The 23,755-nt window shown below is 67.3% G+C and carries 20 protein-coding genes; 13 read left to right on the top strand and 7 right to left on the bottom strand.

The annotated features are described in order from the left end of the window. Genes QE397_RS15030 through QE397_RS15010 form a run of 5 tightly spaced genes read left to right on the top strand, consistent with a single transcriptional unit; the run spans position 1 to position 5,219 of the window. Entirely contained in the window at positions 1–1,071 is a 1,071-nt protein-coding gene (locus QE397_RS15030; RefSeq protein WP_307095628.1) for a polysaccharide pyruvyl transferase family protein, read from the top strand. Then, positions 1,068–2,168 carry a glycosyltransferase family 4 protein gene (locus QE397_RS15025; protein WP_307095626.1) on the top strand — a complete coding sequence of 367 codons (1,101 nt, stop codon included), beginning with the start codon at positions 1,068–1,070 and terminating at the stop codon, positions 2,166–2,168. Before QE397_RS15030 ends, QE397_RS15025 begins: the two co-directional genes overlap by 4 nt. A gap of 23 nt (positions 2,169–2,191) precedes the next feature. After that, complete coding sequence (locus tag QE397_RS15020; RefSeq protein WP_307095624.1) at positions 2,192–3,226, top strand: glycosyltransferase family 4 protein; 1,035 nt, start codon at positions 2,192–2,194, stop codon at positions 3,224–3,226. Continuing rightward, positions 3,223–4,266: a hypothetical protein gene (locus QE397_RS15015; protein ID WP_307095622.1), complete on the top strand. Its 1,044-nt coding sequence runs from the start codon at positions 3,223–3,225 to the stop codon at positions 4,264–4,266. Before QE397_RS15020 ends, QE397_RS15015 begins: the two co-directional genes overlap by 4 nt. After that, positions 4,263–5,219, top strand: a complete 957-nt coding sequence (locus QE397_RS15010; RefSeq protein WP_307095620.1) for a glycosyltransferase family A protein — start codon at positions 4,263–4,265, stop codon at positions 5,217–5,219. Before QE397_RS15015 ends, QE397_RS15010 begins: the two co-directional genes overlap by 4 nt. A gap of 12 nt (positions 5,220–5,231) precedes the next feature. On the opposite strand, the gene QE397_RS15005 is transcribed toward QE397_RS15010, so the two are convergent. Beyond that, positions 5,232–6,194, bottom strand: coding sequence for a glycosyltransferase (locus QE397_RS15005; RefSeq protein WP_307095618.1), 963 nt, complete (start codon positions 6,192–6,194; stop codon positions 5,232–5,234). 487 nt (positions 6,195–6,681) lie between these two features. Between QE397_RS15005 and QE397_RS15000 the strand changes: the two genes are divergently transcribed. Further along, positions 6,682–8,181, top strand: a complete 1,500-nt coding sequence (locus QE397_RS15000) for an O-antigen ligase family protein (RefSeq protein ID WP_307095616.1) — start codon at positions 6,682–6,684, stop codon at positions 8,179–8,181. On the opposite strand, the gene QE397_RS14995 is transcribed toward QE397_RS15000, so the two are convergent. Continuing rightward, positions 8,092–9,603 carry a lipopolysaccharide biosynthesis protein gene (locus QE397_RS14995; RefSeq protein WP_307095614.1) on the bottom strand — a complete coding sequence of 504 codons (1,512 nt, stop codon included), beginning with the start codon at positions 9,601–9,603 and terminating at the stop codon, positions 8,092–8,094. The two genes, QE397_RS15000 and QE397_RS14995, sit on opposite strands and share 90 nt — an antisense overlap. Further along, positions 9,600–10,604: a glycosyltransferase gene (locus QE397_RS14990; RefSeq protein ID WP_307095612.1), complete on the bottom strand. Its 1,005-nt coding sequence runs from the start codon at positions 10,602–10,604 to the stop codon at positions 9,600–9,602. The genes QE397_RS14995 and QE397_RS14990 overlap by 4 nt, the downstream gene beginning before the upstream one ends. A gap of 266 nt (positions 10,605–10,870) precedes the next feature. Here QE397_RS14990 and QE397_RS14985 point away from each other — a divergent pair, with 266 nt between their 5' ends. After that, entirely contained in the window at positions 10,871–11,788 is a 918-nt protein-coding gene (locus QE397_RS14985; RefSeq protein ID WP_307095610.1) for a siderophore-interacting protein, read from the top strand. Here QE397_RS14985 and QE397_RS14980 read toward each other — a convergent pair. Continuing rightward, positions 11,785–13,200, bottom strand: a complete 1,416-nt coding sequence (locus QE397_RS14980; RefSeq protein ID WP_027504317.1) for an MDR family MFS transporter — start codon at positions 13,198–13,200, stop codon at positions 11,785–11,787. The genes QE397_RS14985 and QE397_RS14980 overlap by 4 nt on opposite strands. A 99-nt stretch (positions 13,201–13,299) precedes the next feature. Here QE397_RS14980 and QE397_RS14975 point away from each other — a divergent pair, with 99 nt between their 5' ends. The 3 genes from QE397_RS14975 to QE397_RS14965 are packed head-to-tail and all read left to right on the top strand — an operon-like array spanning position 13,300 to position 17,298. Next, the gene (locus QE397_RS14975; protein ID WP_056446672.1) at positions 13,300–14,184 is read left to right on the top strand and encodes a phosphoribosylaminoimidazolesuccinocarboxamide synthase; all 885 of its coding nucleotides are present in this window, start codon (positions 13,300–13,302) and stop codon (positions 14,182–14,184) included. Between the two features lie 5 nt (positions 14,185–14,189). Then, the gene (locus tag QE397_RS14970; RefSeq protein ID WP_056447493.1) at positions 14,190–16,355 is read left to right on the top strand and encodes a S9 family peptidase; all 2,166 of its coding nucleotides are present in this window, start codon (positions 14,190–14,192) and stop codon (positions 16,353–16,355) included. Between the two features lie 49 nt (positions 16,356–16,404). Further along, entirely contained in the window at positions 16,405–17,298 is an 894-nt protein-coding gene (locus tag QE397_RS14965; protein ID WP_056446674.1) for an alpha/beta hydrolase, read from the top strand. A gap of 1 nt (position 17,299) precedes the next feature. Here the strand turns inward: QE397_RS14965 and QE397_RS14960 are convergent, their stop codons facing one another. Both QE397_RS14960 and QE397_RS14955 read right to left on the bottom strand, forming a co-directional pair. Then, the gene (locus tag QE397_RS14960) at positions 17,300–18,019 is read right to left on the bottom strand and encodes a response regulator (protein WP_307095606.1); all 720 of its coding nucleotides are present in this window, start codon (positions 18,017–18,019) and stop codon (positions 17,300–17,302) included. Continuing rightward, positions 18,012–19,565 carry a sensor histidine kinase gene (locus tag QE397_RS14955; protein ID WP_027504311.1) on the bottom strand — a complete coding sequence of 518 codons (1,554 nt, stop codon included), beginning with the start codon at positions 19,563–19,565 and terminating at the stop codon, positions 18,012–18,014. The genes QE397_RS14960 and QE397_RS14955 overlap by 8 nt, the downstream gene beginning before the upstream one ends. A 157-nt stretch (positions 19,566–19,722) precedes the next feature. Between QE397_RS14955 and QE397_RS14950 the strand changes: the two genes are divergently transcribed. The 3 genes from QE397_RS14950 to QE397_RS14940 all read left to right on the top strand — a co-directional run bounded on the left by QE397_RS14950 (position 19,723) and on the right by QE397_RS14940 (position 22,503). After that, positions 19,723–21,108: a cation:dicarboxylate symporter family transporter gene (locus tag QE397_RS14950; RefSeq protein WP_027504310.1), complete on the top strand. Its 1,386-nt coding sequence runs from the start codon at positions 19,723–19,725 to the stop codon at positions 21,106–21,108. A 95-nt stretch (positions 21,109–21,203) separates the two neighbouring features. Further along, positions 21,204–21,704 (top strand): glutathione peroxidase, encoded by a 501-nt coding sequence (locus tag QE397_RS14945; protein WP_027504309.1) that lies wholly within the window; start codon positions 21,204–21,206, stop codon positions 21,702–21,704. Between the two features lie 61 nt (positions 21,705–21,765). Further along, positions 21,766–22,503: a DUF2334 domain-containing protein gene (locus QE397_RS14940; RefSeq protein ID WP_027504308.1), complete on the top strand. Its 738-nt coding sequence runs from the start codon at positions 21,766–21,768 to the stop codon at positions 22,501–22,503. On the opposite strand, the gene QE397_RS14935 is transcribed toward QE397_RS14940, so the two are convergent. Further along, complete coding sequence (locus tag QE397_RS14935; protein ID WP_307095603.1) at positions 22,483–23,751, bottom strand: VOC family protein; 1,269 nt, start codon at positions 23,749–23,751, stop codon at positions 22,483–22,485. The genes QE397_RS14940 and QE397_RS14935 overlap by 21 nt on opposite strands. Between the last annotated feature and the right edge of the window lie 4 nt (positions 23,752–23,755).

Here is a 23,755-nt window from a genome sequence, read left to right as displayed (position 1 = left end):
GTGAGGAAGCTGACCGCGGCCGTGCACGTGTTCGTCGGTGCGACGGGCGCTCGAGACAACGTCGGAGACACGGCGCTGCGGCGAGAGTTGTTCAGAGCCCTGCGACCACGAGGGACACTTCACCTCTGGGTCGGTGGTCTGCCGGAGACATACCTGTCCGGTCTGGGGCTGGACGCCACCGATGTGCTGTACCGCAGTCGCAGGACGTGGCGAGTCGCGGCACTCCGTCACGCTCTGAAAGGCCGCGTTCTGTTCGCCTTTCACGGCGGGGAGATCAGCCTGACGCCCGCGGTACTGCGTTCCTACGCACTTCATCTCCCTCTTCTCGCTTTGCTCCGGGTCCGTGGAGGGATCGCCGTTCACACCAGCATCGGGGTGCGTGCACCGCGTCGTCGAACAGCGCGAATTCTGCGGTGGATCCTCGCCGGGTGTGATCTGGTGACCTGGCGCGACGACCGCAGTCAGGAGTGGATCGGGCTCGGAACAGTCACGCCGGACTGGGCATTCGCACACAGACACGGTGAGGCCCTCCCACCTGACGACGAGAGGCCGTTGATGGCGGTGGCCTTACGTCACGATCGGCCGGCCCCGTCGGAGGACTATGCGCGGACTGTGTGCGCACTGGCCGCCGCGCACGGACTCGACCTGGTGATGACGGCGCAGACCGCCGCAGACATGAGGTCGGCACGGCAGTGGGCACCGCTCTTCGGCGCAAGGGTCGTGGAGTGGCCAAGCGACGATCTCGCGCAGGCCGAGGACGTTCTTCGGCACACCTACCGCCGCTGTCGTGCGGTGGTGAGCAATCGCCTTCACGGTCTCATCATGGCGGCGACCGAGGGCGCGGTCCCGATCGGACTGGGTACGTCCGATGTGGAGAAGCTCGACCGCGGAATGCGGGCAGCCGGACTGGTGTCGGTGGCGCTGCACGCTCAGGACTCCGACGTGGCTCTGTCCTTCGCGGAGGACGTACTGAGCCGTCGCGACGAAGTGCGACGTCGTGTGATCGGCGCAGCCGGTGAACTGGACGAACTGACCGACCGTATCGCCGGTGCGTTGGAGCGAGCGACGTGAGAATTCTCGTGGTGGTCCCCTCGATGCACGGCGGCGGTGCAGAATTCGTCGCGCGCACCTGGGCTGCGTGGCTTGCCGATCACGGCCACCAGGTGCACGTCCACACCGTCGCGGAACACAGTCGCCCAGCAGAGTTGGCGAGCAACGTCGTGTGGCACGGATCCGACCGTGTGAGTGGCCACCTCGCCACCCAACGACATCTGCGGTCCACCGTCCGAACGGTTCGACCGGACATCGTGTTGTCCCTGCAGATGTACGCGAATCTGCACGCTCTCGCCTCTCGGTTCGGGCAGCGAGGCTCACGAGTTCCCGTTGTGGTGAGTGAGCGCAACCTGGTGTCCATCGGTCTGTCGGCGGCCTCGCGAGGTCACCGGAGGAAGGTTGCTGTTGCCCGGCGCGCCTATCGTCGTGCCGACCACGTCGCGGCCATCTCGCATGCGGTCGCGGCGGAGATGGTCTCGTCCTTCGGCGTCGCTGCCGAACGGTGCACCGTGGTTCAGAACCCCGCTGCCTCCAAGGTGACGACCATCCCCGATCGCCTCGGACCCGGCGAGGACGTGGTCCGGGGAGATCGCCGTGTCGTCCTGGTCTTTCCGTGTCGGCTGGTCGAGCAGAAGCGACCGCTCCTCGCCGTCGAGGTGGCCGCCGAACTCGATCGGCGGGGCTACGACACCTCGTTACTCGTGTTCGGGACCGGACCGCTCGAGGAGGCGATGCGCGAGCATGCTCGCCGTCGGGCGGTGACGGCCGTCTTCGGAGGTTGGCAGGAGCACTGGTTCAGATCCTGCCCGAAAGGCGCGGTGCTGTTGATGCCCTCCGTCCGTGAGGGTTTCGGTAACACGCTCGTGGAGGCCGCGGCCGCGGGGCTGCGCAGCGTCGCTTTCTCCGGCGCCCTGGGAGTGTCGGATGCAGTGGTGCCCGGACTGACGGGAACTCTGACACCGTCCGACAGCCCCGAAGGGCTCGCGGACGGTGTCGAGGCCGAGTACGGGCTGTCCGTCGAAGGAGTCGACGAGTGGCTGATCAGGTTCGGTGCCGATGCCAGTGGGACAGCGGTGAGTGATCTGCTCGAACGCGTTCGGATCTCGGCGTCGTGAGCGGGCGCGCGACCGTGTATCAGGTGGGGGGTGCCGGTGACATCGCGGGTGGGCTCAGCCAGGTGGTGAGATCGCTGTGCACGTGGCAGTTCGAGCACGTCGACACCGTGGCTCTTCCGACGCGACGTCGCGGTTCCGTGATGAGAACGTCGGTCGCACTCGGTGCGGCGATGGTCACCATTCTCCGACGGCGGTCGCGGCGGCAGTCCACCGTCGTTGCCGTGCACGTCTCGCAGGGCGGTTCGTTCGTACGGGAAGGCGCAGTCGTTCTCGGCGCGCACGCTGCGGGACTGCCGGTGGTGATTCACGTGCATGGCAGTGCTTTCGCCGTGTTCGCCCGTGACCGTCCGAGGATTGCGGGTGTGGTGCTCCGACGAGCTGACGCCGTACTCGTTCTGTCGGAGGAGACTGCGACGGCCGTACGTTCGGTCGCACCGAGCGTGCCGGTGATCGATGTCCCGAATGCTGTCGTGGTGCCGGAGCCCGAGAGCAAGGCCGACGTGGTGGTGTTCGCCGGAGCCGTCTGCCACCGCAAGGGCGTCGACGTTCTGCTGGAAGCGTGGAGCTCTGTCGGTGCCGACGCCCACGAGTGGAAGCTCGTGCTGGCCGGTCCGGTGGAGATGGATCTCGAACCGTGGGCGGGGCTGCGAAACGTCACCGTCTGTGGCGCTGTGGACCATGATGCGCTCCTGGAGGTGATGGCACGTGCGCGAGTGGTCGTCCTCCCCTCGCGTGCGGAGGCGCTGCCCCTGGCGCTTGTCGAGGGCATGGCAGCGGGATGTGCGGTGGTCTCGACGGAGGTCGGCAGCATTGGGCGGTTGCTCCGAGGCGGCGCGGGCATCGTCGTGCCCGCCGGTGATCTCGAAGCCCTTCGAACCGCGTTGCACGAACTCCTCGTCGACGACGCGCTGGTGGATCGACTGGGCGCGGCAGGCAGGAGACGAGTCCACGAGGACTACTCGGCGGGAGCGGTTTTTCCCCGTGTGGAGTCCGTGTGGCTGCGCGCCCTCTCACAGCGCAACGGAGCGCGCCGACGTCCTATGGACACGATCCTGTGACCACCTTCGTGCCACTCGTCGGTCAGTACGACAATCTCGGTGACGTCTTCCTGCGTCGTCGACTCGCCGCTTGGATCGACGACGACCTCCACGTTCTGCTCGCGGGTGCGCCGAACGACTTCGTTGCAGCCCTCGACCTACCTTCGTCCGCGACCGTGTACCGCTCCTTCGCCCGATGGTCCGGCGCCATGGCGACGGACTCCACGAGAGCGCGGTATGTGTACAAGCCCGGTGAGATCCAGATGTCCCTACCGGGAATGAAGGAACACGTCGGTCTTCTGCCCCTGGTCGCGCGACTCCGGGCTTCCGGTGGTCGTGTCGGAAGAGTCGGCGTGGGAACGAGGTCGGTCGCGCAACCGTACGTGTCCATGTGCCGACCGTCCGTGGTACTCAGTGACGTCACGTTCTGGCGCGATGATGCGACCAGGGCCGCCTTCGGACGCGGACAGGTCGCGCCGGATCTGGCTTTCGCGGAAGGGTCGGACGCTTCGACGTGGGACGGTGAGGACCGCTCCCTGGTCGTGGTGTCACTACGAGGGGATCTGCCGATTCCGTCCGACAGCTGGTTCGAGGCGATTCGCCGTTTCGCGGATCGCAAGGAGCTCGACATCGTCTGCGTGTCGCAGGTGCGGAGGGACGACCGTCGGACACTGGACTGCGCAGACTTTCTCGGCGGTCGTGCGGTCTGCCTGGAAGGCATCACCTTCGGTGATGCGGAGCAGCACCTGCGTCACCTCTACCGACGGACGTGTCTGGCGGTCAGCGATCGCCTGCACGTGCTCGTCGGCGCGGCCACCGAGGGGGCGGCAGTGTCAGCCGCGCTGGACAGAGGATCACCGAAGATCAGACGCCATTTCGACGTGATCGGGCTCGGCGGAGTCGAAGTCACGACGGGCACACTCGCGTCGGACGACCGAGTGCGAGTGCTCGAGACGGCTGCGAGATCCGTGACCGAGACGCGCGCAGGTGTCGAACGCGCACGCACCGAACTGCGCGACGCGCGTGCAGTGTTCGCTGCTGCGTTGGGCTATTCGGCGTGAGCGTCGGTGTCAGTGTCATCGTTGCCGTTCACGACGGCGGCGCTCATTTGCGCACAGCGCTGGACAGTGTGCTCGCCTCCTCGTGGCGGGATCTCGAACTGATCGTGGTGGACGACGGTTCCACCGACGACTCGCTTGCTGTCGCGCGGTCCTACGACGACCCACGTGTGCTGCCGATTGTGCTGGAGCGCAACGTCGGAGTGGCTGCCGCACGTGAGGTCGGGGTAGCTCACAGTGCGGGCGAATACGTATGGTTCGTCGACGCGGACGACGCTGTTCCGAGCACGGGCCTCGAGGCGATGATCACCGCTGCGCGACAGTCGGGGGCGGATGTCGTCGTCGGTGAATCCGTCGTGGTGGGAGGGGCTTCTCGCACGTCGCCGCCCGCGTCCGCACACTGGACAGGGCCCGAGGCGTTGCGGTCACTGTTGCTCGGCCGGATACGAGGGCAGTTGTGGGACAAACTCATCGCCGGCGATCTGCTTCGATCGTTGGAGATACCGCATTCTCGGGTGCACTCCGATGTCGCCCTGGTGGCACGCTGCCTGGCGGCCTCGGGGGTCGTCGTCCGCGTCGACGACCTCGTGTACAGCTACACGGTCCGCGCCGACTCGATCATCGGGCGGTCGCGGCGTCGCGCCGAGTCGCTGCGGAGCGTCGAGCAGGTCGTGACGGCTGCCGCTGCGGCCACGGCCCCTGTTCCGTACGACGCGATCGCCTACTACCGCGCCCGTTTCATCGGTCTCTCGATGATCAGGGACTCGGCCGGCGGGGGATGGTCGCAGGACGAGTCGGCGGGATTGCAACAGGAGGGGCGAGACCGTATCGCGTGGGCGGCCATTCGGCTCGCACTCACAGGTTCGGAGTGGCGGGTGGCCGCCACTCTCGCAGTGGCCCGGCTCCGTCCGGGTCTGTTCCTGACCGGAAGGCGATGGGCACGCGTGAGTCGTTGATCGGCGGCCGGGTCAGGCGGTCAGCACCGTGCGGTGGGCCGATCTCTCCAGTACCGACCTCGACGGGCGCGAGAGATCCAGTTCGAAGGCGAGATTGCGACGCTTCATCTCCTCTGCGATCTGTCGCTGGTGATCGTCCACGTGTTCGTCGGAACCTGGTTCGCGGACGACGATGGACGGAGTGATGCCCATGTCGAGCAATTGCATCAAACTTCCGACGCCGGCGTGGGTGACCGTCACGTCGGCGTCATGAGCGAACTTCGCGAACGATTCGGGCGAGATCTCGTGGTGCACCTCACCCCTGAGGTCGTCCCTCGTCGTGCATCCCAACTGCCAGACGATCTCGTCGTCAGGTGTCGTCACGTCGAGGACAGCGTCGACCGCTCGATCGAAACGATAGGGCCGTATGGTGCCGAGCGTCACGAAGATCTTGCGGGCGGTTCGTTCACGCTGGACTAGTTTCGGAGTCGACGACCAGGTGTCCAGAACCGAACCGGCCCAGGGCCATTGTTCGGACGCCCACGAAGCGTGCTGGGTGTAGGTGGTGACACCCGGCGCGCGACGGAGTGCCCTGCCTGTCACCGAGGGACCGTGCACCCGCGAGATCGACTCGATGTACACGGCGGGAACACCGTGGGCGGCCGCCACGGGCAGGACGCCGAGAGCGAGTGCTGATCCCGTACTGATGCACAGGTCATAACTTCTGCCGCGGAGGAACTTCGACGTCCGCGCGGCAGCTCGCGCCACACCCTTCCAATCGCGTGGAGCGATGTAGGGCACGAAATGTGGTGTCGTCGCGAGTGACGCTCCTCGTGTCTGAGGAGTGTCGAAGGTGATCCAGTCCGACCGGGCGTCGACGTCGACGGCCGCGGCCAGCCGGGCGAGTTGCGCGAAATGACCGCCACTCGAAGCCACCCACAACACGCGCGCGCCCGCCGGGACGAGAGCGGCCAGGGGATGAGCGTTGTCGGTCATGTCTCTCCGTTTCGTGTCGAGATGGCGATATGCGGGTATGAGGAAAGTCCTCGCGCCCCGACACGCGATCGAACACGACAAAATTGGTGGAACCCGCCACGCCGTGCACCGTCGTGCGGTGCCGTGTCGAATACCGATTACACGTTGATTGGGAGCCTATTGGATATTCGCGACGAGTGCCAGACCTTCGCATAACGCAAGGTTTGTTCCGTGGTCGACCTGCCGACAACCTCAGCGCACCACAGGTATTGATCCAAAGCTGCTCATCGACGGAATGGATCAAGTGCGCGGTGTATCGGTTCGAGTAAAATGTGATAAAGGAACGCTGGAACCGGTTTTTCGAGGCTCAGCCGACCGAAAGTGAGTGTTTCGGCCGAGAAATGGATACCGGGACGCCGAAAGTGGACGCTGTCGACGCGACCGATCATCGAGAACCGGGCATGATTCGTGCCATGAGGCTGTCCATGACCATCGAAATCGCGGCGACGTGACGAGTCGCATCGCCGGCGAGCGGATCGATCTCCGCGGGAACAGGCTCTGGCGTCTCCTTCTGGCTGCGATCGTCTTCGCCGTCGTGGCTGCGGTGGTGACACGCGAGGTTTACGACATCGACGCCGGAACACGCCGGACCTTGGTCGTCGTCGTGACCACAGCCTGCGCCGTGGGCGCGATGGTCCTCCGTGTGCAAATCCTGCCGAGCCTCGCACTCGTCGCGATCACTCTCGTTCCGCCGGGACTGTTCCCTGACGAACTGCCGCGCAGCGTCACACCCGCGGCGTGCGTCGTCGGAGTGTGGGTCGTGCGACGAATCGTCGAGAACGGTGCCGCTGCACTACGCCCGTGGCGAGACCCGGTGGTTCTGGCCATGTACGCGTTGCTCGTATGGTGTCTGGTGACGACAGCAGTCTCGGTGGATCTGCGAGTCTCGATCGGGTGGACTGTCGGCCTAACAGTCATGATCGCTCCAGCGGTGCTGCTCGACGCCCACGACGAGGCGGCACTGTTGCGCACGACCTGGTCGATGATGGCGGTGCCCCTAGGCCTCTACGCGATCGCCGAGTCGATGTTCGCGTCCAACGTCGTCTTCGGGGCGCTGCCCGGGGTCGCGGATCCGCAGCACTGGTCGCACTATCGATCGGTGGTGGCTTTCGGACACCCCCTTGCCGCGGGAACGTTCTTCGCGGTGTCCTTCGTGCTGCTTCTCGGCGATGCGTTCGCGCGGACCGGACGGCGGCGGGCTGTGTTCGCGGTCGGAGCCGCGGTGTCGTTCGAAGCACTACTGAGCACTGTCTCGCGTGGGTCCATCCTGGCTGCATTCCTCGCGACGATCTCGATGACGGTTGCGGTACTGCTGGTCGGGGGCCGTCGAGCGATGGTTCGCCGGTGGCGTGGTCGGCCGACTCTGACGCGGACCAGGGTGCTGACTGCGGCAGCGGTCGGCGTGGTCCTGGCTGCTGCGGCGTGGCCGACCACCGAATTGGTTCGTGCTGTCGTGGGTCGGTCCACCTCGGTCGGCGCCAGTCGATCGAATCAGGCGCGACGCGAGGGAGTCGACGTCGCTCTCGACGGTCTCACAGCGTCTCGCGGTCTAGGTGTCGGACCGGGGGCATCTCAACGTGCGGTCGACGAGTTCAACGACACTGGAGTGCCCATCGAGAACAGCTACCTACAGCTGGCTTTGAGTATCGGTATCCCTGGCCTCGTGCTCGTCACAGTCGTCCTGGTGACCGCTGCGGTGATTGCTTCGCGTCGCCGCGACTGGGGTGCTGCGGGTGCGGTGGTGGCTCTGGCCGTGTCCATAGGCACGTACAACATGATCGATGCTCGCCCCGCGTACCACCTGCTGATCGGGGCGGTGCTGATGATCGCTCTCCAGTCGTGTTCCGGCGCGACGATCTCATCCACGCAGTCTGCGGCCGAACTCTCGAAGGGTGAAGAGGTCGCGGCGAAACCCGGGCCAGACCAGACAGAGGATCGCCAACGCTGAGAGCATGACGAGTCCGCCGATCGTCGTCACGGCAAGAGGCGAACCGAACGGGGTCCACAGGGTGGTCGTCCAGGACACGCTGCCGACGATCGCGTAGCCGATGACGGTTCTCGCTCCGGTCTCGAACATCGCCCGACCCGGTGCTCCGGTGACGCGGTTTATCCAGATCAGACCGATGGGCCAGGTCAGCGCCATGCAGAGCGTGTAGGCCCAGGCCACGCCGTACAACCCCCACAACGATCCCACCACCACCGCCAGAATGGTCGCGGGACGAGTCGCGATCGTGAACCACAGACTCTGCCGACTGTTGCCGGTGGCGATGAAGACCCATCCCGTCGCGTAGGCAGCGGCTTGGAAGAAGCCGGCCACGGCCAGCACCTGGAACACGGGTGCGGTCCCTGCCCATTGTGGCCCGAGCGACAACTCGACCAGGGGAACCGCCTGCGCCGCAGAGAAGGCCAGGATGGCTGCGGTGATATGCAACAGCGCGGCTTGCCCGAAGAGTAGGAAGCGATCGAACCGGGGCCGGTCGTCCCTGAGCCGTGACAGCACGGGGAGCGCCACTCGATTGGAGGGAGCATTGATCTGATTGAGGGGGAGCAGCAACAGCTGGAACGCCCGGTTGTAGATACCGAGAGGACCCGGCCCCAGCGTTGCGCCGATCATGACCGTGTCGGTGTTACGACTCGCGTATCCGAGCAACTGCACAGCCGCGACATCGACGCCGAACTTGACGAGGTGTGCGACCGAGGCACTTCGTGCCCAGAGTCCGGGGAGCCAGCGGGACGCCGTCATGACGAGACCGAGCAGGAGGAAGGACTGGGACACCTGCTGCGCCGCGAGAGCCCACTGCCCACCGATCTCACCCGACTGCACGATCGTCGATGCGAGAGTCACGCCGATCACGAGCGCTACCACCTGGGCGGCGATCTCGGTGCCGGAGAGTGCTACGAATCGGAACCTTCGTGTGAGATCGGCCCGATACTGCGTGGCCATCCCGTTCGCGAGGAAGGTCGTCGACAGCGCGATCGTGAGCGGTGTCAGTCGGTCGTCGTCGTACACCGCTGCGATCAACGGAGCAGCCGAGATGACCAGGATTGTCAGCGCGGCCCCGATACCGGTGTTGATCCAGAACAGGTTGGATCGCTGTGCCTTCGTCAAGGTCGGTGATTGCACTGCCGCGGTGAACAACCCGAAATCTCGAAAGATCTCGCCTATCCCGATGACCGCGGTGGTCGCGGCCACGAGACCGTAGTCGTCCGGCGACAGCATGCGTGCGAGCACCACGATCCCCGTCAGCTGTACGAGGATGCGGGTCACCTGAGCGAGGCCGGTGGCGGCGGCGCCGCGCGAGGCCGTGCGACCGAGACTTCTCGGTCGGTCGGTCGGTGCGGCCGTCTCGGCCGACGCGCCGTCGGTCATCGTCGCGAGAGCACTGTCGACGGGCGGCGATCTCGGAGTGCATGCGCATAGGCCCGGGCGTGCAGCCCACCCACGGCGTCATGATCTCGCCCGTCGAGGTCGGGCCGGCCCCGCCGATCCACGCTCGTGGACCATGTCACCGCGTCCCGCAACACCTCGGTCGTCAGAGTCCCCTCGTAGCGGCGGACCCAATCTGTTCCCACTTCGTTCGCTAGCTCTCTGGTGGACGGAGTATCGGGAACGAGTACGGGCCGATCGAGGGACAGTGCCACGAGCAGTGCCCCGGAATTGTGCATCTCACGGTAGGGCAGTACGACCAGGGAGCAGGCGGCCACTTCGTCGGCGAGGTCGGAGTCGGACACGAACTCGAGCCGACCGGAAACCCGGTCGGACGTCGCGACCAAGTGTTCGACGGTGCCGCGGAGACGGCTCTGCGGTCTACCGACAACGCGTAATTCGAGTTCGGGCTCGACCAGAGCGGAGAACGCGGTGATCAGGTGCTCGACGCCCTTGTACGGGCGAATCAGTCCGAAGTACAGAAGACGCCCGGCGACGGCCTCGACGTGCGCAGCCGGGTGTAGACGGTCGCGGTAGTGCCCGTGGGGGATGTGAAACGTAGGGGTGCCCACGGCGACGCCGGTCGAGCCGTTCATGACGATGGCGAGCGTCGTCGCATCGTCGAATCGGTCGAGGGAACGCTGCTCGGCCGTCGACCCCGCTTCGTGGGGGCGCTCGTTGTGAACGGTGCGAATGACGGGTTTCCGGGTGACTCTTGCCCGAAGCAGGAGAAGATCGAGCGCGCGGCGCCGCATCCATGCCTTGGCGGGGGCACCGGATCGGATCATCAGCTCGGGCCAGTGCACGTGAAGGATGTCGTAACGGCCGACCAACGCCGTGCGCCAGCGGAAGTACAGAAATTCTGTGTCCGGTGTGGAGGACACGACCTGATCGACGTACCGGGTCGTGCCGTCGGGTGGTGACAGCGACAGGAGAACCGTCATCGATGTACGGCGGCCGTTTCGGGACATCGGATGAGCGCTCCCTCGTGTGTTACCTCTGCCGCTGCCGTCGACCGCGTGCGATGTCTGCCGCAACCCGGCTCACTGCCTCAGATACTGCCTCACGCAGCAGAGGCTGTCGCGCACTGCCATCGTGACATCTCACATCGCGGTCCTGAGCCCACCCCATTGCGCACATTCCTCGGGCATGGTTAGGCTGGCCTTACAGTCGCTCGATCCCTCGAGCGCGCCGCAGGCGAGGAGGTCCGATGTCGACAGCGTTCGAACTCGACGCCGCGACGCTCGATGCGGAACCCGGCTTCTATCCGGCGTCGGTGCTGTCCACGACGGCGATCTCACCCAGCATGGTGCGCATCGTTCTCGGCGGCCCGTGGGTGGAACGGTACGTCGGCGTCGAGGCACCGGACGAGTGCGTCACCGTGTACTTCCCGCCCGCCGTCGACGACGTCCTGCCGCCGATGACCTGCTGTAAGGGCGTGTGGGGCTACCACGACGCGTCGACGCGGCCGGAGTGCCGCAACTACACCGTCCGCATGCGCGACGACGACACGCTGACCATCGACTTCGTCCTGCACGAGAGCGGCGTCGCGTCGAACTGGGCGCGGCTGGCGCGCCCGGGCCACAGCGTCGTCCTCTCGCGCCCCCGCTCCTGGTACCGGTGTCCCGAGGACGCCGCGTGGCAACTGCTCGTGGCGGACCAGACGGGTCTGCCGGCCATCGCCCGAGCACTCGAACAGGCACCGGCCGGGCTGCGGACCCACGTCGTGCTCGAGGTCCTCGACCCCGCCGACATCCAGTCGTTCGACACGGCGGCGGACGTCACCGTCGACTGGCGCGTGGGTACCGGCAACGGTGTGATGCCGAGTGTTCTCCCCGATGCGGTCGCGTCGTACGAGCGTCCCGCGGGCTCCGGATACGTGTGGTTCGCCGGTGAGGCGGGCGCGTCCCGCGCGGTGCGCTCCCACGTGCGCAAGCAGTGGGGCATGAGCACCCGTGAGTGCTCGGTCATCGGATACTGGCGCGAGCGCGCCGAGGAGTGGCTGGCCTCCTACAAGCGGTACGAGGCGATGGCACTCGCGGGCTACAAGCGCGCTCTGCGCGAGGGCAAGTCGGAAGCGCAGGCGCAGGACGAGTTCGAGGCACTCCTCGAGCGCGTCGGCCTCTAGCTCTTCTCGGGATCGGCGATACGGCCACCGGGCATCGCGAGCGCGGCGATCAGCAGCAGGACCGCTCCGCCGATCACCGTGTAGAACACGATGTGCAGACCGTCGCCGAGTTCGGTCGGCGATGCGTCGTCTCCGACGGTGGCATTGACGATGGCCCCGCACACCGCGATGCCGACGGCGCTGCCGAGGTTGCGGGCGAACGTGTTGGTGGAGGTGACCACTCCGCGCTCGGACCAGTCGACACTCGACTGCGCCGCGATGAGCGCAGGGCCCGCGATCAGCCCCATCCCGGCTCCGATCACGAGGCACCCGACGCAGATCTCCCACACCGACGACGTCGTGGTCCATCCCAGTGTGAGCAGCGAACCGGCCGTGACGATCGACCCACCGATGACCGCGGTGCGCCGGAACCCGATGCGCAGATACACCCGACCCGACTGTGACGACATCAGCGGCCACGACAGCAGGAGCGGTGCGAGGGTGAAGCCGCCCGCCAGTGCGCTCAGCCCCAGTACGCCCTGGACGAACGTCGGGACGTACGTGGTGAGCGTGAGCACGACGGCGCCGATGACGGCGCCCACGGCGCTCGTGGCGACCAGGACGCGACGCGTCAGCACCCACAGTGGGAGCACGGGGGACGCGACGCGTCTCTCGACGAGCACGAAGGCGGCGAGCCCGGCCACTCCGACGGCGAAGACCGCGACACTCGCTCCCGACGTCCACGCCCACGACTGACCACCCTCGAGCAGCCCGAGGATGAGGGCGCCCGCGCCGACGGTGAGCAGCGCGGCGCCGACGTAGTCGATGCTCTGCCGCGTCGACGGCCTCGCCGTCTCGTCGAACTTGCGGATCAGCATCACCGCCGCGACCAGGCACAGCGGGATGTTGACGAAGAAGATCCAGCGCCACGAGAGGAACTCGGAGAAGATGCCGCCGAGACTGGGACCCACGATGGACGACATCGCCCACACGCTGGCCAGATAGCCCTGCGCCTTCGCGCGCTCGCGCACGGTGTAGATGTCGCCGGCGATCGTCTGCACCATCGGTTGGATCGCGCCCGCGCCGATGCCCTGGATCGCCCGGGCGACGATGAGGGCGGGCATGCTCCAGGCGATCCCGCACAGCACCGAGCCGATCGCGAAGACGGCGATGCCGAACAGGACGAGACGCTTGCGGCCGAAGAGATCCGCCAGCTTGCCGTAGACCGGCACGGTGACGGCCTGTGCGAGCAGATAGATCGAGAAGAGCCACGGGAACTGGGAGAAGCCGCCCAGGTCGTCGACGATGGTGAGGACGGACGTGGCGATGATCGTCGAGTCGAGGGCGACGAGCGAGTTGCAGAGCATCAGCGCCGCCAGGATCGGGCCTCGTTCGGACCGGAATCCGACCTGCACCCTGTCCGTCGTCGTCACCCGCCACACTCCTTCGTTCGCCTCGGTACCGAGGGTCCCTCCGAACACTGCCAGACACCGCCACCACCGCGATGCGCGGCACGACTACGCTCGAACGTCGTGCGCCCCTCTCTCTCGCAGTATCCCCATCTGGCGGCCGGCAAGGTCCGCGACCTGTATCGCATCGACGACGACCATCTGCTCCTGGTGGCGAGCGACCGCATCTCCGCGTACGACCACGTGCTGTCGACGCCCATTCCTGACAAGGGTCGCGTGCTCACCGCGATGAGCGTGTTCTTCTTCGACACTCTCGGCGTGCGCGATCACCTCGCCGGAGACGCGGAGGATCCGCGGATCCCGCAGGAGGTGCTCGGCCGCGCGCTGGTGGTGCGCGCGCTGCGCATGGCACCGGTCGAGTGTGTCGCCCGTGGCTACCTCACCGGGTCCGGGCTGCTCGACTATCGGGAGACGGGTGCGGTGTGCGGCGTTCCGCTCCCGGACGGTCTCACCGAGGCGAGCACGCTCCCGGAGCCGATCTTCACCCCCGCCAGCAAGGCGGCGATCGGCGATCACGACGAGAACATCGACTTCGATTCCGTGGTCGCCCTGGTCGGAGCCGACACGGCGGACAAGCTGCGCTCGGCCACGCTCGACATCTACGCGCGCGCCGCGGAGTTCGCCGCCGGACGCGGAATCATCCTCGCCGACACCAAGTTCGAGTTCGGTGTCGACGACGACGGCGAGGTGGTCCTCGCCGACGAGGTGTTGACTCCCGACTCGTCCCGGTACTGGCCGCTCGACGGCTACACCGAGGGGCAGGCGCAGCCGAGTTTCGACAAGCAGTTCGTCCGGGACTGGCTGACCGGTGAGTCCGGATGGGACCGCCACGGCGATGCACCGCCCCCGCCGCTGCCCGACGACATCGCCGACCGCACCCGGTCGCGTTACGTCGAGGCGTACGAACGACTCTCGGGTCTCTCCTTCGACGATTGGGTACGACCGTGACCGACATGCAGACGCACGACGCGCAGCAGACGACACCACCGATCGCCAAGACCGTTCCGCACACGCGCACCCACCACGGTGACGTCGTCGTCGACCCGTACGAGTGGTTGCGGGAGAAGTCGGATCCCGAGGTCGTCGCGTACCTCGAGGCGGAGAACGCCTACACCGAGGCACAGACGGCCCACCTGGAGCCGCTGCGCACGGCGATCTTCGACGAGATCAAGTCGCGCACACAGGAGACCGATCTGTCGGTGCCCACGCGCCGCGGACTCTGGTGGTACTACGGGCGCACGCTGGAGGGCAAGAGTTACGGCATGCAGTGCCGCTGCCCGGTCGCCTCGGTGGACGACTGGACGCCGCCCGCGCTCGAACCGGGTGTCGAGGTCCCCGGCGAGGAGATCGTCCTCGACGCCAACGTGCTGGCAGAAGGACACGATTTCTTCTCGCTCGGCGCATTCTCCCTGAGCGACGACGGACACCTGCTCGCGTACTCCGTCGACACCGCCGGCGACGAGCGGTACACGTTGCGCATCAAGGATCTTCGTACCGGAGAGCTGTTCCCGGACGAGATCGAGCAGACCGCTCCCGGAGCGACCTGGTCCGCCGATCAGCAGTACCTCTTCTATCAGACCGTGGACGACTCGTGGCGTCCGGACAAGGTGTGGCGACACCGGATCGGGTCGCCCACGTCCGAGGACGTGGTGGTCTTCCACGAGCCGGACGAGTCCTACTGGGTCAGTTTCGGATCCACGCGCAGCGAGAAGTACCTCGTGATCTGGGTGGGGTCGAAGGTCACCACCGAGGGCTGGTACCTCGATGCGCAGGATCCGACGGGCGAGTTCCACGTGATCCTGCCGCGCAGGGACGGCGTCGAGTACAGCGCGGAGCACGCCGTGGTCGCGGGCCGCGACCGGTTCCTGATCCTGCACAACGACGTCGTCGACGGAGTGAAGGCGGAGAACTTCGTCCTGGCCGACGCGCCGGTGGAGGACCCGTCGGACATGACGATTCTCCTGGAGCACGCCGACGACGTGCGGCTCGAGGACGTCGACGCGTTCGCGCACCACCTGGTGCTGTCGTACCGCCGGGAAGCCGTGCCGCGCATGGCCTTGTGGCCACTGCTCGACAGCGGCTACGGCGAGCGTCACGAGCTCGAGTTCGACGAGGAACTGTTCTCGGTGGGTCTCGGCTCGAATCCGGAGTGGGACGCACCGCTGCTGCGTTTCGGTTACACCTCGTTCATCACACCCTCGCGCGTCTACGACTACGACCTGGCCTCTGGCGAGCGCATCCTGCGCAAGTCGCAGCCGGTGCTCGGCGATTTCGACCCGACGCGGTACACCCAGACCAGGGAGTGGGCGACGGCGGAGGACGGCACCCGGGTACCGCTCTCGGTGATCAAGCGCGTAGACGTCGAGGTGTCCGAGGGCGGCGCGCCGACGTTGCTGTACGGGTACGGCTCGTACGAGGCGAGCATGGACCCGGGCTTCTCGGTGTCGAGACTGTCCCTGCTCGATCGGGGCATCGTGTTCGTCATCGCGCACGTGCGCGGCGGCGGGGAGATGGGCCGCCTCTGGTACGAGGACGGCAAGATGCTGCACAAGAAGAACACGTTCACCGACTTCGTCTCGTGCGCACGGCATCTGATCGACACCGGGGTGACGTCTCCCGATCGTCTGGTGGCCGACGGTGGCAGCGCGGGCGGGCTCCTCATGGGAGCGGTGGCCAACCTCGCACCCGAACTGTTCGCGGGCATCCTCGCCAACGTGCCGTTCGTGGATCCGCTCACGTCCATTCTCGACCCGTCGTTGCCGCTCACGGTGATCGAGTGGGACGAGTGGGGAAACCCGCTGGAGGACAAGGACGTCTACGACTACATGAAGTCGTACAGCCCGTACGAGAACGTGGCGGAGAAGGACTACCCGGCCGTCCTGGCCATCACCTCGATCAACGACACGCGCGTGCTCTACGTCGAACCCGCGAAGTGGATCGCCGCTCTGCGGGTGAAGAACACCGGCAGCGAGCCGATTCTGCTGAAGACCGAGATGAGTGCCGGGCACGGCGGGGTCAGCGGGCGATACGAGAAGTGGAAGGAGATCGCCTTCGAGTACGCGTGGGTGATCGAACGCACGGGTGCGATTGCCACGGGTGGCCGCGATACGGCAAGCTGACGGCGTTCGCCGGGGGGTGGACTGCAGCGAATGACGGTCGGGGGCCGCAGTGAGTGAACGTCGTGATGTCGAGTTCGTGTCCGGGGACGCCACCTGTGCGGCGTGGCTGTACCGTCCGGACACACCGAGCGAGCGGCAGCCGATCGTCGTCCTGGCCCACGGTCTGGGCGGTGTCCGCGAGATGCGGCTCGACGCGTACGCCGAGCGCTTCACTGCTGCCGGCTACGCGTGCCTGGTGTTCGACTACCGCCACTTCGGCGCCAGTGGCGGCGAGCCACGGCAGCTCCTCGACATCAGGCTCCAGCTCGAGGACTGGGCGTCGGCCATCGCGCACGCTCGCACGATCGACGGGATCGATCCGACCCGAGTGGTGCTGTGGGGGTCCTCGTTCGGCGGTGGCCACGTACTCGAGGCCGCAGCTCGGGACGGCCGGGTCGCCGCGGTGATCTCCCAGTGCCCGTTCACCGACGGGCTCGCGTCGGCCCTGGCCACGCCGCTGAGCACGACGCTCAGGATCACCCCGCTCGCCGTCCGGGACATCGTCGGATCGCTCCGGGGCAAGCCTCCCGTGATGGTGCCGCTCGCCGCGGAACACCGTGGTGTCGCACTGATGGCCAGCACCGATGCGCTCGACGGGTACCTCGGTCTGCAGCCCCCCGGTTCCGCCTTCTCCAACGAGGTGGCGGCTCGGTTCGCACTCGCCATCACCCGGTACTTCCCCGGCCGGGCGGCGAAGAAGATCACCGCGCCGGTGCTGTTCTGCGTGTGCGATCCGGACACCGTCGCACCGACGAAGGCGACCCTGCGCCATGCGGCGAAGGCGCCTCGCGGACAGATCGAGGTGTACCCGTACGGCCACTTCGAGATCTATGTCGGCGACCCGTTCGAGCACGTGGTGGCCGATCAGATCGCATTCCTGGAGCGCACGGTCCCGCTGGGCTGACTCACCGCCAGCGGTACCGCACCTGGGGCCGTCCGGCCCTGCCGTACTCGGTGTGCCGCTCGACGAGCCCGTCGTCGGCGAGCCGTTCGAGATAGCGCCACGCCGTCACCCGGGAGACGCCGACGGCCTTGGCTGCCTCGGAGGCCCCGAGTCCCTCGGGCTGTGCCCGCACGCTGTTCGAGATCTCGGTGAGTGTCGCCGGAGCGATGCCCTTGGGGGAGGCGGCGCGCTCGTCCGCGGTGCGCAGAGAGGCCATGGCGCGGTCGATGTCGCGTTGACTCACCGCCGACTCGCCGTCGCGCAGGGCACTGCGAAACTCGCCGTACCGTTCCAGCTTGTCCCGGAACGCCGCGAAGGTGAAGGGCTTGAGCAGGTACAGCACCACCCCGTGCGCGACGGCGTTGCGCACGACGGCGAGGTCGCGCTCGGAGGTGATGGCGATGACGTCGGGTCCGGGGCGCAGTCCACCGAGTGCGGCGGCGACGTCGATGCCGTTGGCGTCCGGCAGCCCGATGTCGAGCAGGACCAGATCGAACGGCGACCCGTCGGCGATGGCCTTGGACGCCGCGCGCATGGCGCCCGACCCGGTGTGCACCATCGCACCCACGGTGAAGCCGGGGACACGACCGACGTAGCTCGAATGGGCCTCCGCGATCAGGGGTTCGTCCTCGACGATCAGCACGCGGATGGTGGTGTGGTCGGGACCGGGTGCCTCACTCATGCGGGATGCTCGCGGTGACGACCGATCCGTAGGTCGTCTCCGACGTCAGGGTCCCGTGATGGCGTTCGACCACCTGGGTGACCAGCGCGAGACCGAGGCCCCGCGAGCCGGACTTGGTGGAGTATCCGCGGGTCCGTGCTCTCGCCAGGGCGTCCGCGTCCATTCCCGGTCCACTGTCCGCCACCTGGATCACGAGGTCCGTCTCGCTCTCGCGCACGGTCACCTCCACCCACGGCTCGTCCGACTGCTTCGCTGCATCGATCGCATTGTCTATCAAATTTCCGGCGAGAGTGACCAATTCGCGTCGGTCGAAGGACTCGGTGTCGGTGAGGGCGGTGTCCTCGGTGACCGTGAGCTCGACGCCCTGCTCGGCGGCCTGGCTCACCTTGCCCAGCAACAGTGCTGCGACCGCGGGTTCCTGCACCGTGCTCATGAGCCGGTCGATGAGGTTCTGCGACAGCTCGAGTTCCTGGGTGGCGAACTCGACCGCCTGCTCGGTGCGGCCGAGTTCGACCATCGTGATGACGGTGTGGAGACGGTTCGCCGACTCGTGCGCCTGCGAGCGCAGCGACTCGGCGAAGGACGTCATCGAGTCGAGTTCGCCCATGACACGCTGCAATTCGGTGTGATCGCGCAGCACGGTCACCGTGCCGAGCCGGCGGGACCCGTGCAGGACGGGGTCCTGGGTCACCACGAGGACACGCGTCGTCGTCAGGTGCATCTCGTCGCGAACGGCGGTGTCGCCCAGTCCGCGCAGCGATTCCGGAAGGCGCTCGCGCGTCACGGGACCCTCGGGCAGGTCCAGCAGCCGCCGCGCCTCGTCGTTGACCAGCTCCGCCTCCGAGTCGTCGCCCCACACCACCAGCCCCTCGCCGATGGAGTGCAGGACGGCGTCGTGGTGCTCGTACATGCTGCGCAGCTCGTCGGGCGCGAGCCCGAGGGTCTGACGACTGAGCCGCCGATTGAGTAGATACGACGCCGCGAGGGCCACGCCGAGTGCCGCCGCGATGATGCCGAGGACTGCCGGGAGCCCGGCGACGAACTGACTGGAGATCTTCTGGCGGGTGACCCCGGCGGAGACGAGCCCCACGACGCGGCCGTCGTCGAGCACGGGCGTGACGGCGCGGATCGACGGTCCCAGAGATCCGCGGTACGTCTCGGTGAACGTCTCGCCGGCGAGCGCCCGGTCGATCGTGCCCGTGAACTGCCCGCCGATCAGCTCGGTGGTGGTGTGGGTGAAACGCGTGCGGTCGGGCGACATGACGACGATGAAGTCCATCCCCGTCGCGATGCGCACGCGCTCGGTCACCGGTTGCAGCGCGGCTGTGGGATCCGCACTCGCGAGTGCGGTCACCGTGGACGGGGCAGTCGCGATCGAGACGGCGATGTCGACGACCTCCCGGCGGATGCTCTCGTCGCTGTCCCGGCGGGCGTCGACGAGGGCGAGAGCGCCGCCGAGCGTCACGAGGAGCACCACGACCGCGAGCTGGCCGACGAGGAGCTGCCGCGCCACACTGCGGCGACGCCGGGTGTTCGTGCTGCTCACGGGGTTCCTCCGGGTTCGACTGTTCTGCTCACGACGTGCGCGTGACCGCTGTACACATGAACGAAATGAACTCATTGGTGACTCGGGTCACGCTCATGGACCACCATTCCATTCAGACAAGCGTGATCCACCTCACGCCACGATCGTAAGGACAACCATGACCGCCAGCATCGACGCCGAACCGTACGACGCGACCCCGCCGCCCAAGAAGAAGCGGGACAAGACCCACTGGCTCTACATCGCCGTGATCATCGCCGTGATCGGCGGTGTCATCGTCGGTCTCGTCGCACCCGAGGTCGGGTCGAGCCTCGGCGTGCTGGGCACCATGTTCGTCGATCTGATCAAGATGATGATCAGCCCGGTCATCTTCTGCACCATCGTGCTCGGCATCGGGTCGGTCAAGGCCGCGGCCAGCGTCGGCAAGGTCGGCGGCCTCGCCCTCGGTTACTTCATCACGATGTCCACCTTCGCCCTCGCCATCGGCATGGTGGTCGGCAACCTGATCCAGCCGGGAACCGGCCTGAACATCGAGCCGAACTCCGGCGCTGTCGGCAAGCTCGTCGAGACCGCGGAAGGTGCCGGCGGCACGCTCGACTTCATCCAGGGCATCATCCCGACGTCGCTGCTGTCGTCGCTCACCGAGGGCAGCGTGCTGCAGACCCTCTTCGTCGCGCTGCTCGTCGGCTTCGGCCTGCAGGCCATGGGCAAGCAGGGTGAGGGCATCCTCCGCGGCATCGGCTCGATCCAGAAGCTCGTCTTCCGCATCCTGGCCGGCATCCTGTGGCTCGCCCCGATCGGTGCCTTCGGCGCCATCGCCAAGGTCGTCGGTGACACCGGCTTCGAGGCCGTGGTCCAGCTGGCCACCCTCATGCTGGCCTTCTACCTGACCTGCACCATCTTCGTCTTCGGCATCCTCGGCACGATCCTGCGCTTCGTCTCCGGCGTCTCGATCTTCAAGCTGGTCAAGTACCTGGCCCGTGAGTACCTGCTCATCGTCGCCACCTCGTCCTCCGAGTCGGCCCTGCCGCGCCTCATCGCCAAGATGGAGCACGTCGGAGTGCAGCGCACCACGGTCGGCGTCGTCGTCCCCACCGGCTACTCCTTCAACCTCGACGGCACCGCGATCTACCTGACGATGGCCTCGATCTTCATCGCCGACGCCATGGGCAACCCGCTCGGACTCGGCGAGCAGATCTCGCTGCTCGTCTTCATGATCATCGCCAGCAAGGGTGCGGCCGGCGTCTCCGGCGCCGGCCTCGCCACGCTCGCCGGTGGTCTGCAGAGCCACCGCCCCGAGCTGCTCGACGGCATCGGCCTCATCGTCGGCATCGACCGGTTCATGTCCGAGGCTCGCGCCGTCACCAACTTCTCGGGTAACGCCGTCGCCACGATGCTGGTCGGCACCTGGACGAAGACGATCGACAACGAACGCGTCAAGGACGTCCTCGCCGGCAAGCTCCCGTTCGACGAGACCACGATGGTGGACGACGGGCACGGAGAGGCCCGCGATCCGGAAGCCAAGCCCGACCTCGTGAAGAACTAGCACCGCACGCACCGACCGAGAGCGGGCGCATCCTCCACACAGGGAGGGTGCGCCCGCTCTCGTGCTCACGGGTTACCGGCCGGTACTGTGAGCCCATGACAGAACTGCAGAACGTCGGCATCAGCACTCTCGGCGGCGCTCCCACCTCGCTCGAGGAGTACAGCGGCCGCGCGGTGCTCGTGGTCAACGTCGCCTCGAAGTGTGGCCTGACCCCGCAGTACACGACGCTGGAGAAGCTGGCCCGCGAGTACGCGGACCGCGGACTCTCGGTCGTGGGCGTTCCCTGCAACCAGTTCGGTGGCCAGGAGCCCGGCTCGGCCGAGGAGATCGAGACGTTCTGCTCCACGACGTACGACGTCACCTTCCCGCTGATGGAGAAGGTCGACGTCAACGGCGAGAACCGGCACCCGCTCTACGAGATCCTGACGCAGACCGCGGACTCCGAGGGGAACGCGGGAGACGTGCAGTGGAACTTCGAGAAGTTCCTCGTCTCGCCGGACGGCGAGGTCGTGGGCCGATTCCGCCCCCGCACCGAACCGGACGCCCCCGAGGTTCTCGCGGCGATCGACAAGGTGCTGCCCGTTCCGACTCTCTGACGTCGCCCGGCGTTCACGCGGGACGAGACCGTCGTACACCTCGGTGTGCGACGGTTTCTTCATGAGTGCACGTCTGATCGTGTCCGTGTCCGGTATCCGCGACGAGACCCGCGACGCCGCCGCCGAGTTCGCCGCGGAGATGGATCGCCGCGACATCGAGTTGTCGCTTCTCGTGGCCCCGCGGTTGAAGGACAAGTACCGCCTCACGCGCGACACCGAGACGCAGGACTGGCTGCGCATGCGCCGCGATCACGGAGACGCACTGGTCCTGCACGGATACGACCAGGCGGCCACCAAGCGGCGTCGTGCCGAGTTCGCGACCCTCCCCGCTCACGAGGCGCAGCTGCGGTTGCGCGCCGCGGACCGGGTCATGGAGGAGATCGGCATGCGCACCCGCGTGTTCGCACCGCCCCGCTGGGTCGCCTCACCGGGTGCGGTGTCCGCCCTTCCCACGGTCGGGTTCCGTGTCTTCGCCGGGCTCGCCGGCATCCAGGACCTCGAGCGGGGCACCACGGTGCGCGGTCGGGTCCACGGTATCGGTGAGGGCTTCGGCACCGGATCCGGTGGCTACGTCTGGGAGCCCGGGTCCACGGAACCGTGGTGGTGCCGCGCGCTCGTCATGGGTGCCGGCCGTACGGCTCGCCGCGGCGGCGTGGTGCGACTGTCGGTGAGCGCCAAGCAGCTCGGCCGTCCGGGCCCCCGTGCCGCCATGCTCGACGCGGTGGACCTGGCGCGCTTCCACGGTGCGACGTCGGCCCGCTACGAGTGGGTTCCGCGCTCACGCACCGCTGTCGCCTGACCCGGCCGCGACCTGCGCGTCGTACAGGTCGTAGGGATCCGCGATCGGCATCCCGAGGGCCTCGGACAGGGACTCCGCCGACCAGCTCGTTCCCTCGGCATCGGTGTCCACGGCGCCGTCCGAGGTGAGGTTCGACCGGAAGATCCCCGCGGCGGACGCGGGTAGGAAGTCCTCGTAGACAACGGGTTCGAGCCCGTCCGGCCTGCGAAGGTAGTAGGCCAGTCCGCGCTCCGCCATCTCCTGATCGGTGCCGGGGAAGTGCTGCGCCCACTCCCGGGCAGCGGCCTCGTCGGAGAGGCCGTCCACCCGCGCCATAGCGGTGTCGTACACCTCCCGGCCGCGGCGGGTGAGGGCGACGCCCCGTGCCTCCACCTCACCGAAGCGCACGCGGAGCCGATCGGAGAACGTGGCACCGGACGCGTCGCGAAAGAGTCGAGGTTCGGCGAGAGCTCGGAACGACGTCTGGCGCAACAGCACCGGCGGTCCGGCCCACCGAGGGGGTCCCTGGATCCTGTCGATCATCTCGATACCGCGCTCGGCCATGCGGCGGTACAGGTCGTCGATGTCGAGCACCCGCGGCGTCAGGTGGTTGATGTGCGTCGACGACACCCCGCCGATGTCCGCGGCCACCGACGACACGGCTTCGAGCTCGTCGTACCAGGCGCGATCGACGGGCTCCGTGCCGAGTTCGAAAACGGCGACGGCGCCGTCGACGAGCGTGGTGGCCTCCGGTTCCGGTAACCCGCCGTCCTCGGCGGCACGGACCGCGAGGCGCACCAGGTCGGGCGGGACGAGCGTGCGCGCCTCGAGTGCGGTCGAGAGTCGCTGCTCCAGATCGGCGGTGAAGAATCTGCGGTCGTCGACGACGAGCATGGAGCAGAACACCCGGAACGGGTTGCGGGCCAGCTCGATCGAGTCCACGGGCCGGAACGCCGTGGACACCACCGGTATCGGGGTGGCGGCGTCACGCAGATCGTAGAAGCCGACGGGGTGCATGCCGAATCCCCCGAACAGTCGTGCCACGTCGCGCAACTCGGCGACGGTCCCCACCCGGACGGCTCCGTGCCGTTCCGCCGTGACGCGGTGGAGGGTGCCGAGGCGCTCGGCCTCGGCACCCTCGCGAGCCACCACGTCTGCGTTCACCGCGGTCGCCACCTCCACCAGCGTCGTGTACGCCGGGACCTCACGGCCGTACATCGCCGAGAGGGCGACTGCGAAACGAGCGCGGAGATCGGACGCCGGGATCATGCGA

The organism is Rhodococcus sp. SORGH_AS_0301 (assembly GCF_030818285.1).
GTDB lineage: Bacteria > Actinomycetota > Actinomycetes > Mycobacteriales > Mycobacteriaceae > Rhodococcoides.
This window is presented reverse-complemented; position numbering and strand designations above follow the sequence as displayed.